The sequence below is a fragment of the Streptomyces sp. NPDC002265 genome, assembly GCF_040296125.1.
Classification (GTDB): Bacteria; Actinomycetota; Actinomycetes; order Streptomycetales; family Streptomycetaceae; genus Streptomyces.
The window spans coordinates 1-12455 of record NZ_JBEOWS010000297.1 but is presented as its reverse complement, the minus strand read 5'-3'; the positions used below and the strand labels follow the sequence as shown (position 1 = coordinate 12455).

The window sequence follows — 12455 nt, the reverse complement described above, 5'->3', positions numbered from 1 at the left end:
TGCCGTGGGTGCCGCGGCCGGTGTCGCGGGTGCTGCGGTCGGTGTCTCAGGCGTCACGGGTGCCGCATCCGGTGTCCCAGGCACCGCGGCCGGTGTCGCAGGCACCGCGGCCGGTGCCGGGTCGGGGCTCGGGGAGGATCGGCTGGTGGGGCTGGTTGCCGCGCTTGCCTTTCCCGAGCGTGTCGCCCGGGCGCACGGCGGCTCGTATCTGATGGCCTCGGGGACCCGCGCGGAGCTCCGCGAGGGCTCGGGGTTGCGCGGGGCGCCCTGGCTCGCGGTCGCGGTCGCGGACCGGCCGCTCGGCCGGGGGCACGCACGGGTGCAGCTCGCGGCCGTGGTGGACGAGGACGTGGCCCGGTCGGCGGCCGCGCCGCTGCTCTCCCACGGCCAGGAGGTGCACTGGGCGGACGGCGACGTGGTCGCCCGGCGGGTCGAGCGGCTGGGTGCCGTGGAGCTCACGGTGCGCCCGCTGGCCGACCCGGAACCCGGACTCGTACGGAACGCGCTGGCCGAGGGGTTGCGGCAGGAAGGGTTCGGGCTGCTGCGGTGGACGCAGGACGCGGAGTCGCTGCGCCGGCGGCTCGCCTTTCTGCGGCTGCACCTCGGTGACCCGTGGCCGGACGTCGGCGACGAGGCGCTGCACGCGCGCGTGGACGACTGGCTGGAGCCGGAGCTCGGCCGGGCGCGCCGGCGCGCGGACCTGGCGCGGATCGACGCCCGGCAGGCGCTCGCCCGGCTGCTCCCGTGGGCGTCCGGGGACGCCGCCCGGCTCGACGAACTGGCCCCCGAGCGGATCACCGTGCCCAGCGGTTCCCAGGTCCGGATCGACTACGGGGATCCGCAGCAGCCCGTGCTCGCGGTGAAGCTGCAGGAGATGTTCGGCCTCCAGCGGTCGCCGGCCGTCGCGGGGGTGCCGCTGCTCGTGCATCTGCTCTCCCCCGCGGGCCGGCCCGCCGCCGTCACCGCCGACCTCGCCTCCTTCTGGAAGGACGGCTACAAGGGCGTACGGGCCGAGCTGCGCGGCCGCTATCCGAAGCATCCCTGGCCGGAGGACCCCGCCGGCGCGGAGCCGACCCGGCACACCAACGCCCGGCTCAGGCGGTGACCGGTTCGGGGTCCGCGGCGGGCGCCGGTGCCGGACCGCCGGGGCGCCGGCCGCGTGCCTCCAGCCAGAGGGAGAGGGCGAGCAGCAGCGCGGCCAGGGCCAGGCAGCCCCAGGGCAGGTAGGAGGTCAGCAGCAGAACCAGGGTGCGGTTGGACTGGACCAGGGCGACCGTGTGCTCGATGTAGTCCTCGCGCATCTTCACGTGTCCCGCGAACGCGGTGACCTTCGCGCGGCCGCCGAGCAGGGTGCCGCCGCGCAGCTCCTCCTGGTGGATCTCCTCGCCGTAGACGGGGGCGCCGGTGACGGGTTCGACCCAGAACCTGCGGACCGTGGTGTACCAGCGGGTGGTGCCGGTCCCGGCGACGGACTCGGGCGTGACGCCCTCGACGGGCATGACCTTGGGGAACGCGACCTTGGTCCAGGGGACGGTCTGCTCGAAGTAGTAGACGTTCAGGCCGCGGAAGTCCCGGGTGCCCCGGTAGTGGATGGGCGCCGAGGTGCGGGTCTGCGCGTCGAAGTACTCGTAGTCCCGCTTCTCCGTCAGGAAGGGCCACTTGAACTCGATGCCCTGCCGTCGCACCGGGTCGCCGTCGACGGCCTCGCCGGTGGCGTGGACGGGTTCCTGGGTGTGGGCGTCGAAGATGTAGCGCTCGGACACCTTGGAGACCATCTTGCCGTCGGGGCCCTGGACGTAGGAGAGGCCGTCCCAGACCACGACGTCCCGGCCGGCGGTCTTCTCGATCCGGTCCGACTCCTCCACGTTGCCCTTGAGAGTCTGCACGATGGTGACCTTGGAGACCTTGCGGGCCTGCATGGTGCCGTAGTCGAGGAGGGTGGCGTCCTTCGCCTCCAGGACCATGTCCTGGTACTGGTTCGCGGGGATCTTGGCCAGGCGCGGGAAGGCGTACCAGCGCAGCAACGGGGACAGCGCCGCGAAGAACACGGCGAGGGCGAGCAGGAACAGGCCGGCCTTGCGGCGCATCTCGGCCTCCCTCCCGGGTGGGAACGGCTTTCGGCGGACGGTCTTCGGCGGACGCGGCTTTCGGGCGGACGGCTTTCGGGCGGACGGTCTTCGGCTTTCGGCGGACGGCTGTCAGCGGACGGTCACGGGTGTGCGGGGACCGTCGTCAGCAGCGGTTCGGGGGACGTGCGGCCGGTCGGTGAGCCCAGCGCGGTGAGGGTGAGGACCAGGGCGAACGCGAGGGCGAGACCGGTCGCGGCGGCGATCAGGGCACGCATACGGAGCCTCCCGACGGACTGGAACTGATACCTCGTCAGATCGGGCACCGTAGCAACGGCCGGGCGAGATGAGAACACGCAGGGCGCACACGACGAAGGCGCCCCGCCGCCGAAGCGGAGGGGCGCCCTGTCTCGCGCCGGCCGGAAGGCCGACCGGCCGTGCCGGTCAGGCCGAGGGAGTCGCGGAAGCGGAAGCGGACTCGGAGGCGGTCGCCGAGGGGGAGTCGCTGGGGCTCGGGGTCGGGTCGGGTGTCTCGGCCGCGGTGACCGTCAGTTCGACGGTCAGCGTCGCCCCGCCGGTGGTCGTGATGCGCAGCAGGTAGGTGCCGGCGGTGTCGTCCGCGTACAGCTTGGGCAGCTTCAGCAAACCGTTCGCGTCGGTCTCCAGGCCCGTCAGGGTGCGTACGGCCTTGCCGTCGGCGTCCTTGAAGTAGGGGCCCTTGTCGTTCTCGGTCGTGTCACCCGCCGCCCCGACGAGCATGGCGGTGGCCGCGACCTTGTCCGCGACGGCGCCGCCGTAGGTGGCCTTCACCTCGACCTGGTCCGCGAACTCCCCGCCCGCGGTGCAGCTCAGCGCGGCGTCGGCGGTGCGGGTGAGCGCGTCGGCGGCGCGGGCGGTGACGCTGGCCGCGTGGTCGACGGCGGAGAGCGTGCGGCCCACGACAAGGGCCCGGACGGTGAAGCTGCCGGTCTTCTCGCCCGCCTGGAGCACGGGCGCCACCGCGACGCCCGTGGTGTCGGTGACGACGGTCGCGACGCTCTCGCCGCCGGCGAAGGTGGCGTCGGTGTCACCGACGAGGGTGAAGCGGATCCGTACCTTGCCGACGCCCTTGCCCGCCTTGGTCTCGGCGCGCGTGCTGATCTTCCCGTCGAACGCCTGGCCCGCCGTCGCGGTGAGCTTCGCCGTGCCGACGTCCTTCAGGTGGTCCACCGTGTCGGTGGGCGTCGGGGCCGGGGTGCTCGGCGTCGACGGCTTCGGCTTCCCGGGGGTCGGCGCGGACGGATCGGGCGTCGATGGCGCGGACGGGGAGGTGGTGGGGCCCGACGAGTGCTGGCCGTCGCTGCGGTGGGCGGGCAGGGTGCCGGTGCCGTCCGGGACCTCGTGGGTGCCCTTGCGGTAGTACTCCAGCCACGACAGGACCGTGTTCAGGTAGTCCTGCGAGTAGTTGTAGCTGAGGATCGCGCGGTGGAGGTCGGCCTGGGTGGACAGGTCCCAGCCGTTGCGGCACAGGTAGTGGCCCGCGGCGAGGGCGGCGTCGTAGACGTTGTTGGGGTCCTTGGCGCCGTCGCCGTTGCCGTCGCGGCCCGCCCACGCCCAGGTGGACGGGATGAACTGCATGGGGCCCACGGCCCGGTCGACGGTGGTGTCGCCGTCGTAGGCGCCGTTGTCGGTGTCCGGGATGAGCGCGAAGCCGTTGCCGTCCAGCTTCGGGCCCAGGATGGGGCTGAGGGTGGTGCCGTTGGCGTCGACGTTGCCGCCGCGGGCCTGGCCCGACTCGACCTTGCCGATGGCGGCGAGGAGTTCCCAGGGCAGGTTGCAGCCGGCCTTGGAGACGGCCAGCTCGGCCGCGGCCTTCTTGTAGGCGTCCAGGACGGTGGCGGGTATGCCCGCCTCGGCCGGTCCCGTCGCGACGGGACCCGTGCTCGCGCCCGGCGTCGGGACCGGGGCCGAGGTCGCGGGGGCCGGGCTGTTCAGCGGCGGCAGGTCGGTGTAGTAGGGCGAGTTGCCGGTGGCGGCGCCGTCGCCGACGGTCGCCTCGGGCGTGGCCTGCGCGTCGGCGGCCGTCTGCCTGCCCTGGGTGTCGACCGTCACTCCCGGCGCCTGAGAGGCGGAGAGTGCCGCGACCGCGGCCGCCGCCACGGTGGTGGCGAGGGCCCCCTTGCGAAGACGCTTGCCGAATTGCGCCGCCATCGAGTGAACCCCTCCCGTGGGCGCCGTGTGCACCCGACCGACTTCCGTCTGCATGTCCCGCTCTGGTGTGACGGTCCTGCCGCCCCGGGGGTTGCCCTCCCGGGGGTGTGACCCAGGCGACCCTACGACAACTTGCTTTCCACGGGCACCCGTTCACGTCCGATATTCACCAGTTGGCCAAGTCCGGTTACCCAAGACGATCGTCACGCATACTGGGAAACAAATGATCACCGGGTCGGCCGTTCGGCCAACGTCCTGCACAGGAGGCCGAATTGCCGTTCACCCTGAGCCACGCGGCGGCCGTATTGCCCGGATTGCGCACCGACGGCTCCGGCCGCGGGCCGCTGGTGCCCGCTGTCCTCGTGGCTGGTTCCTTCGCGCCCGACATGACCTATTACGCGGCAGGTGTCGTCCCGGGGGCGATGGAGTTCGGCGACGTCACGCACTCCTTCCCGGGCGTCTTCACGGTCGACGTGCCCGTCGCCTGGGCGCTGGTGTGCCTGTGGGCGCTGGTGCGGGAGCCGCTGGTGGCGCTGCTGCCGCGGGCCCGGCAGGGGCGGTGGGCGGCGCTGCTGCACTGCGGGGCGCCACGGGCGCGCGCGGGGGCGGTCACGGCGGCGCGGTGGTACCTGTCGGCGGTGCTCGGCGCGCTGACGCATGTCGTGTGGGACGCGTTCACGCACCACGACCGCTGGGGTACGCGGCTGTTCCCGGTGCTGGGCCGGGAGGCGGCGGGCCGGCCGGTCTACTGGTACGCGCAGTACGGCAGCTCGGCCGTCGCCGCGGTGGTGATCGCCGCGTTCGTGCTGTTCGCGCTGCGCCGTACGCCCACCCGCCCGGCTACGGCCCGTCCGACGGCGGCCCGCTCGACGGCGTCCGGTCCGGCAGCGGGGTCGACGGGTGCCGCCGGCGAGGGGGCGGAGGGTGGCTTCTCGGGTGTGCCGGTTCTCTCGGCGCGGGACCGCTGGTGGGCGGCCTCGTTGATCGGCGGCTGCGTGCTGGCCGGGGCGGTGCAGCGGGTGTCGCGGGGGTGGGTGTCCTGGGACACGGCACTCAGCCCGTTGGAGCTGATCCCGACACTGTGCTTCGGCGTGGGCGCGGGACTCGTGCCGGGACTGCTGCTGTACGCCGTCGGCGTCCGCGTGCGGCGTCCGGCACCCGGGGCCGCCTCCGGGCGCCCGGAGGACGTGCAAGGCGTAGAGGAAATGGACGGCGTGGAGGGCGTCGGCGTCGGCGTCGGTCGGGGCCGCCCCTAGGGCCTGTCGTTTGGATCAGGCCGGCCATGACCGGCCTGGCTGCCGGTCGACCCGAGCGGGGTGTGGTGCGTGCAGCTGCAAGGCGGAGGAGGGAGTCGACGCGGTGGGGGCACCTCCCGGCCGAAGGCTGGGGGACGTCGGCGAGTGACGACAACGCCGCAGATGTGCGTGCCACACCCCGCGCCGCCGGGCTGATCCAAACGACAGGCCCTAGGGCTCCCTCAGGGCTCCGGACACAAGTGGCGCCCGCCGGGCCTCACTCCTGTCCGGAGCTCTCAGGCGGACGGAGCCCGACGGGCGCAGCGACGAACACGGTGACGGTCCTCGTGGCGCGATGCCTCCGGGGAAGCCGGGCCAGGAGCAGGCACAGGTAGGCCCGGCCGGTGTCGGCCCACAGACGCCAGGCGGGCGTCTCACGGGGGTCCGCGGCGTACGGTCCCCCACGGGTGAACCGGCGCCGGAGCCCGGCCACCGTCCGGCGTGCGGTCATGGCCGCCGTGGCGGGGACACGGACGGCCCCCGCCCCGGCCGCGAAGGCCGGGACCACCGGGAGCCCGGCACCGGTAACAGCCCTGCCCTTGCCGTCGGACCGCGCCGGCGACTGTCCCTGGGGACGGGCCCGGTCGGGTCCCGTCCGGCGGTGGAGCGTGCGTATACCCATGCCCGCATCCTTACGGTCGCGGCCCCCCGCGGGCGTTCTCGCGGGGGCCACGCGGGTGACGGACCACTGCGGAAGAACGTCCACCGCCCACCCGTACCCCACCCCTGCTCCGCACCCCACCCGTGCCCCGCACACCGTCCGGCGGCGCGGGGCACCGGACGGGCGGCCGCCCCCGCGGGCAGACCGCCGGGTCCGTGCGGCGCGCTCAGTGCGCGGCCGACTCCCAGTCCGGCCCCACACCCACCGACACGTCCAGCGGGGCGCGCAGCGCGACCGCGCCCGCCATCTCCCGGCGGACGATCTCCTCGGTCGCCACCCGCTCACCGGGGGCGATCTCCAGGACGATTTCGTCGTGGACCTGGAGCAGCATCCGGGACGTGAGGTCCGCCTCCCGCAGCGCCCGGTCCACGTTCAGCATGGCGATCTTGACGATGTCCGCCGCCGTGCCCTGGATCGGGGCGTTGAGGGCCATGCGCTCCGCCGTCTCGCGGCGCTGCCGGTTGTCGCTGTTGAGGTCGGGCAGATGACGGCGGCGTCCGAAGAGGGTCTCGGTGTAGCCCGTCGACCGTGCCTCGTCCACGACCCGGCGCAGATAGTCCCGTACGCCGCCGAAGCGCTCGAAGTAGGTGTCCATGAGCGCGCGGGCCTCGGCCGCCTCGATGTTCAGCTGCTGGGAGAGACCGAACGCCGACAGGCCGTACGCCAGGCCGTACGACATCGCCTTGATCTTGCGGCGCATCTCCGCGTCGACGGCGGAGCGCTCGACGGAGAAGACCTGCGAGGCGACCGTGGTGTGCAGGTCCTCGCCCGAGGTGAACGCCTCGATCAGGCCCTCGTCCTCGGACAGGTGGGCCATCACCCGCAGTTCGATCTGGCTGTAGTCCGCCGTCATCAGCGACTCGAAGCCCTCGCCGACCACGAAGCCGCGCCGGATCGCCCGGCCCTCGTCGGTGCGCACCGGGATGTTCTGGAGGTTCGGGTCCGTGGACGACAGCCGTCCGGTCGCCGCCACCGTCTGGTTGAAGGTGGTGTGGATACGGCCGTCGCCCGCGATCGTCTTGATCAGGCCCTCGACGGTGACGCGCAGCTTCGCCTGCTCGCGGTGGCGCAGCATGATGACCGGCAGTTCGTTGTCGGTCTGGCCGGCCAGCCAGGCGAGCGCGTCCGCGTCGGTGGTGTAGCCCGTCTTCGTCTTCTTGGTCTTGGGCAGGGCCAGCTCGCCGAAGAGGACCTCCTGGAGCTGCTTGGGCGAGCCCAGGTTGAACTCGTGTCCGGCCGCGGCGTGCGCCTCCTTCACGGCCTGCTGCACCGCGCCCGCGAACATCTGCTCCATGGCCTCCAGGTGGGCCCGGTCCGCCGCGATGCCGTGCCGCTCCATCCGCGCCAGCAGCGCCGAGGTGGGCAGTTCCATGTCCCGCAGCAGGTCCGCCGCGCCGGCCTCCGCCAGCCGGCTCTCGAACGCCTCCCCCAGGTCGAGGATCGCGCGGGCCTGGACCATCAGGGCCTCGGCCTCGGCTCCGTCGTCCGCACCGAAGGCCAGCTGGCCGTCGGCCGCGGCGGCCGGAGCCAGCTCCCGGCCCAGGTACTCCAGGGACAGCGCGTCCAGGTCGAAGGAGCGCCGGCCGGGCTTGACGAGGTAGGCGGCCAGCGCGGTGTCCATACGCACACCGGCGACGCTCCAGCCGTGCTCGGCGAGGACCCGCATGGCGCGCTTGGCGTTGTGCAGGACCTTCGGCGCGTCCGCGTCGGACAGCCAGGCCGCGAAGGCGTTCTCGTCGGCCTCGTCCAGCTCGGAAGAGTCGAACCAGGCGGCCGCACCGCCGCCCGCGGCGAGCGCGACCTCGGAGACCGAGCCGCTGCCCAGCGCCCAGGTGTCGACCATGGCGACACCGAGGACCTCACCGGCGTGCCCGGCCAGCCAGCCGGCCAGCTCGCCGGTGCCGAGCACCGTGCCGTCCAGCTCCACCCCCTCCGTGACCACCGCGGCCGACTCGGCGTCCACCGCGCCCGGGTCGACGGCGAGCAGCCGCTCGCGCAGCGAGGGGTTACGGATCTCCAGGGTGTCCAGGATCATCGCCATGGTCTTGCGGTCGTACGGCGCGCGCTCCAGGTCGGCGACCGTCTTCGGCAGCTCGACGTCGCGCACCATCTCGGTCAGCCGGCGGTTGAGCTTCACCGCGTCCAGGTGGTCGCGCAGGTTCTGCCCGGCCTTGCCCTTAACCTCGTCGACCCGCTCGACCAGGTCCGCGAACGAACCGAACTGGTTGATCCACTTCGCGGCCGTCTTCTCGCCGACGCCGGGGATGCCCGGCAGGTTGTCGGACGGGTCGCCGCGCAGGGCCGCGAAGTCGGGGTACTGCGCGGGCGTCAGTCCGTACTTCTCGAACACCTTCTCCGGGGTGAACCGGGTCAGCTCGGAGACACCCTTCGTCGGGTACAGCACCGTCGTGTGCTCGGAGACCAGCTGGAAGGAGTCGCGGTCACCGGTGACGATCAGCACCTCGAAGCCGGCGGCCTCGGCCTGCGTGGCGAGCGTGGCGATGATGTCGTCGGCCTCGAAGCCGTCGACCGCGAACCGGGAGACGTGCATCGAGTCGAGCAGCTCGCCGATCAGCTCGACCTGGCCCTTGAACTCGTCCGGGGTCTTGGAACGGTTCGCCTTGTACTCCGTGAACTCCTCGGAGCGCCAGGTCTTGCGGGAGACGTCGAAGGCCACCGCGAAGTGCGTGGGCGACTCGTCGCGCAGCGTGTTCGCCAGCATCGACGCGAAGCCGTAGATCGCGTTCGTCGGCTGGCCCGTCGCGGTCGTGAAGTTCTCCGCGGGCAGCGCGAAGAACGCGCGGTAGGCCAGCGAGTGCCCGTCCATGAGCATCAGGCGCGGGCGGCTCTCGCCGGAGGTTTCGTCGGTCGTCTTCGCTGCTGAATCTGCCACGTCCCCGATCCTGCCACGCCGCACCGACAGTCGGCTCCGCCCTGCGCACTCACGCCCCCGCGCCCGGCCGTCCCCCGCCTGTCCGTCGGCCCGTCCCCGCCTGCCCGTCGACCCGTCCCCCGGCCACCCTGCCGCCGTCCCGCCGCCGTCCCGCCGCCGCCCCGCAGGCGGTCGCGGGACAGCCGGGCGCGGGGGGCACGAGGGGGCGCGAGCGGCGCGGGTGGCGCACAGCAGGCTCACCCGCGGTCGCGCAAGCATTGCTCCCATTTCCCCGCACGACCGGCTTCGAGCGTTGTCGGTGCCGCGTGCGAGGATCGAGGATGCCGAAGGTCCCGGGCCCGTGGCAGGGCAGCCGACGGACGGCACGACCCGGGAGACGCAGCACACACCGAAGAAGGAGAGCTCGCGATGGCAACGAAGCCGCCGAAGGCCGATCCGGTCCAGGACGCGCCGCGCGTCGCCGAGCCCAAGCACGCGGCCGCCGGACTGCCGGCCGTCGGGCACTCCCTGCGCATCGCCCAGCAGCAGATGGGCGTCAAGCGCACCGCGCTGACCCTGCTGCGCGTCAACCAGAAGGACGGCTTCGACTGTCCCGGCTGCGCCTGGCCCGAGCCGGAGCACCGGCACGCGGCGGAATTCTGCGAGAACGGCGCGAAGGCGGTCGCCGAGGAAGCCACCCTGCGCCGGGTCACCCCCGAGTTCTTCGCCGCCCACTCCGTCCAGGACCTCGGCGCACGCAGCGGCTACTGGCTCGGCCAGCAGGGGCGCCTCACCCACCCCATGTACCTCCCCGAGGGCGCCGACCACTACGAGCCGGTCACCTGGGAGCGCGCCTTCGACATCGTCGCCGACGAGATCGCCGCCCTCGGCTCGCCCGACGAGGCCCTCTTCTACACCTCGGGCCGCACCAGCAACGAGGCCGCGTTCCTCTACCAGCTCTTCGCCCGCGAGCTGGGCACCAACAACCTGCCCGACTGCTCGAACATGTGCCACGAGTCGTCGGGCTCGGCCCTGACCGAGACGATCGGCATCGGCAAGGGCAGCGTCCTGCTGGACGACCTCTACCAGGCCGACCTGATCATCGTCGCCGGCCAGAACCCCGGCACCAACCACCCGCGGATGCTGTCCGCGCTGGAGAAGGCCAAGGCGAACGGCGCACGGATCATCAGCGTCAACCCGCTGCCCGAAGCGGGGCTGGAGCGCTTCAAGAACCCGCAGACCCCGCAGGGCATGCTCAAGGGCGCCGCCCTCAACGACCTCTTCCTCCAGATCCGCATCGGCGGCGACCAGGCCCTCTTCCGTCTCCTCAACCGGCTCGTCCTGGAGACCGAGGGCGCCGTCGACCAGGCGTTCGTCGACGAGCACACCCACGGCTTCGAGGAGTTCGCCGCGGCCGCGCGTGCCGCCGACTGGGACGAGACCCTCACCGCGACCGGCCTCACCCGCGAGGAGATCGACGAAGCCCTGCGCATGGTGCTCGCCTCGAAGCGCACCATCGTCTGCTGGGCCATGGGCCTCACCCAGCACAAGCACTCCGTCCCGACCATCCGCGAGGTCGTCAACTTCCTGCTGCTGCGCGGCAACATCGGCCGCCCCGGCGCGGGCGTGTGCCCGGTGCGCGGCCACTCCAACGTGCAGGGCGACCGCACCATGGGCATCTTCGAGCGGCCCGCCCCCGCCTTCCTGGACGCGCTGGAGAAGGAGTTCGGCTTCGCCCCGCCGCGCGAGCACGGCTACGACGTCGTCCAGGCCATCCGCGCGCTGCGCGACGGCGAGGCGAAGGTCTTCTTCGCCATGGGCGGCAACTTCGTCTCCGCCTCGCCCGACACCGACGTCACCGAGGCGGCCATGCGGCGCGCCCGGCTGACCGTGCACGTCTCGACGAAGCTGAACCGCTCGCACGTCGTCACCGGCGCACGCGCCCTGATCCTGCCGACGCTGGGCCGCACCGAGCGCGACCTCCAGGCCGGCGGCGAGCAGTTCGTGACGGTCGAGGACTCCATGGGCATGGTGCACGCCTCCCGCGGCCGGCTGGCGCCCGCCAGCGCCCACCTGCTGTCCGAGCCGGCCATCGTGTGCCGGCTGGCACGCCGGGTGCTGGGCACCGACAGCAAGGTCCCGTGGGAGGACTTCGAGAAGGACTACGCGACCGTCCGCGACCGCATCGCGCGCGTGATCCCCGGCTTCGAGGACTTCAACGCGCGCGTGGCCCGCCCCGAGGGCTTCACCCTGCCGCACGCACCGCGCGACGAGCGCCGCTTCCCGACGGTCACCGGAAAGGCCAACTTCACCGCCGCGCCGGTCGAGTTCCCCGCCCTGCCCGAGGGCCGGCTGCTGCTCCAGACCCTGCGCTCGCACGACCAGTACAACACCACGATCTACGGTCTCGACGACCGCTACCGGGGCATCACCAACGGCCGCCGGGTGGTGCTGGTCAACACCGAGGACGCACGCACGCTGGGCGTCGCCGAAGGCTCGTACGTCGACCTGGTGGGCGAGTGGAAGGACGGCGTGGAGCGCCGGGCGCCCGGCTTCCGGGTGGTGCTCTATCCGACGGCGCGCGGCTGCGCGGCCGCCTACTACCCGGAGACGAACGTCCTGGTCCCGCTGGACGCCACCGCCGACACCAGCAACACCCCGGCCAGCAAGTCCGTCGTGGTGCGTCTGGAACAATCGGCGACCGACTGAGCGTTTGCTCAGTCGGCAGCGCCGTACGGAACACCGAACCGGACACCGGAAGGAACACCGGACGGAGCGCCGTACCGATCCCGACGAACGGAGCCGGCCCCATGGGCGAGCAGCAGCAAGTGAAGTTCCCGCAGGAGGTCATCGACGAGTACGCCGCGCTCGGTGTCGACCTGCCCGCCCTGTTCTCCGCCGGTCACCTCGGCACCCGGATGGGCGTGCAGATCCTGGAGGCGTCCGCGGACCGCGTCGTCGGCACCATGCCGGTCGAGGGCAACACCCAGCCCTACGGCCTGCTGCACGGCGGCGCCTCGGCCGTCCTCGCGGAGACGCTCGGCTCGGTCGGCTCCATGCTGCACGGCGGCAGCACCAAGATCGCCGTCGGCGTCGACCTCAACTGCACGCATCACCGCGGGGCCCGCTCCGGCCTGGTGACCGGGGTCGCCACGCCGGTGCACCGCGGGCGCTCCACGGCGACGTACGAGATCGTGATCAGCGACGAGGAGGGCCGACGCGTGTGCACGGCCCGGCTGACCTGTCTGCTGCGGGACGTGAACCCGGGCGACGCGGCCCCGGTGCAGACCGCGGGCTGACCCCGCACAGCCGCAGGCACAGGCCTCGCGCCGTGGGGTCTGTGCCACAGGCCTCGCGCCACAGGCCTGTGC

General features: G+C 72.9%; 8 protein-coding genes. 4 read left to right on the top strand and 4 right to left on the bottom strand.

Annotated elements, in window-relative coordinates; genetic code table 11:
* Positions 1–1105 (top strand): ATP-dependent helicase C-terminal domain-containing protein (locus ABT085_RS35615; protein WP_351617652.1); only part of this gene is annotated, 1105 nt, incomplete at its 5' end.
* On the opposite strand, the gene pgfA is transcribed toward ABT085_RS35615, so the two are convergent.
* The 3 genes from pgfA to ABT085_RS35600 all read right to left on the bottom strand — a co-directional run bounded on the left by pgfA (position 1095) and on the right by ABT085_RS35600 (position 4256).
* Positions 1095–2087, bottom strand: coding sequence for a cell envelope lipid trafficking protein PgfA (gene pgfA / locus ABT085_RS35610; protein WP_351617649.1), 993 nt, complete (start codon positions 2085–2087; stop codon positions 1095–1097). The genes ABT085_RS35615 and pgfA overlap by 11 nt on opposite strands.
* Positions 2088–2209: 122 nt before the next feature.
* The gene (locus ABT085_RS35605; RefSeq protein ID WP_351617647.1) at positions 2210–2344 is read right to left on the bottom strand and encodes an SPW_0924 family protein; all 135 of its coding nucleotides are present in this window, start codon (positions 2342–2344) and stop codon (positions 2210–2212) included.
* Between the two features lie 166 nt (positions 2345–2510).
* Positions 2511–4256, bottom strand: a complete 1746-nt coding sequence (locus ABT085_RS35600) for a lytic transglycosylase domain-containing protein (protein WP_351617645.1) — start codon at positions 4254–4256, stop codon at positions 2511–2513.
* Positions 4257–4528: 272 nt separating this feature from the next.
* Between ABT085_RS35600 and ABT085_RS35595 the strand changes: the two genes are divergently transcribed.
* The gene (locus tag ABT085_RS35595; protein ID WP_351617643.1) at positions 4529–5512 is read left to right on the top strand and encodes a DUF4184 family protein; all 984 of its coding nucleotides are present in this window, start codon (positions 4529–4531) and stop codon (positions 5510–5512) included.
* An 866-nt stretch (positions 5513–6378) separates the two neighbouring features.
* Here the strand turns inward: ABT085_RS35595 and polA are convergent.
* Positions 6379–9105: a DNA polymerase I gene (gene polA / locus ABT085_RS35590; RefSeq protein ID WP_351617642.1), complete on the bottom strand. Its 2727-nt coding sequence runs from the start codon at positions 9103–9105 to the stop codon at positions 6379–6381.
* 408 nt (positions 9106–9513) lie between these two features.
* On the opposite strand from polA, the gene ABT085_RS35585 reads away from it, so the two are divergent.
* Positions 9514–11793 carry an FdhF/YdeP family oxidoreductase gene (locus ABT085_RS35585; protein ID WP_351617639.1) on the top strand — a complete coding sequence of 760 codons (2280 nt, stop codon included), beginning with the start codon at positions 9514–9516 and terminating at the stop codon, positions 11791–11793.
* A 101-nt stretch (positions 11794–11894) separates the two neighbouring features.
* The gene (locus ABT085_RS35580) at positions 11895–12383 is read left to right on the top strand and encodes a hotdog fold thioesterase (protein WP_351617632.1); all 489 of its coding nucleotides are present in this window, start codon (positions 11895–11897) and stop codon (positions 12381–12383) included.
* The last annotated feature ends 72 nt before the right edge of the window (positions 12384–12455 follow it).

What these genes read in the sequence shown, in the direction of transcription:
- pgfA (WP_351617649.1), bottom strand. Translation starts at nt 2,087, where the DNA reads ATGCGCCGCAAGGCCGGCCTGTTCCTGCTCGCCCTCGCCGTGTTCTTC.
- ABT085_RS35605 (WP_351617647.1), bottom strand. Translation starts at nt 2,344, where the DNA reads ATGCGTGCCCTGATCGCCGCCGCGACCGGTCTCGCCCTCGCGTTCGCC.
- ABT085_RS35600 (WP_351617645.1), bottom strand. Translation starts at nt 4,256, where the DNA reads ATGGCGGCGCAATTCGGCAAGCGTCTTCGCAAGGGGGCCCTCGCCACC.
- ABT085_RS35585 (WP_351617639.1), top strand. Translation starts at nt 9,514, where the DNA reads ATGGCAACGAAGCCGCCGAAGGCCGATCCGGTCCAGGACGCGCCGCGC.
- ABT085_RS35580 (WP_351617632.1), top strand. Translation starts at nt 11,895, where the DNA reads ATGGGCGAGCAGCAGCAAGTGAAGTTCCCGCAGGAGGTCATCGACGAG.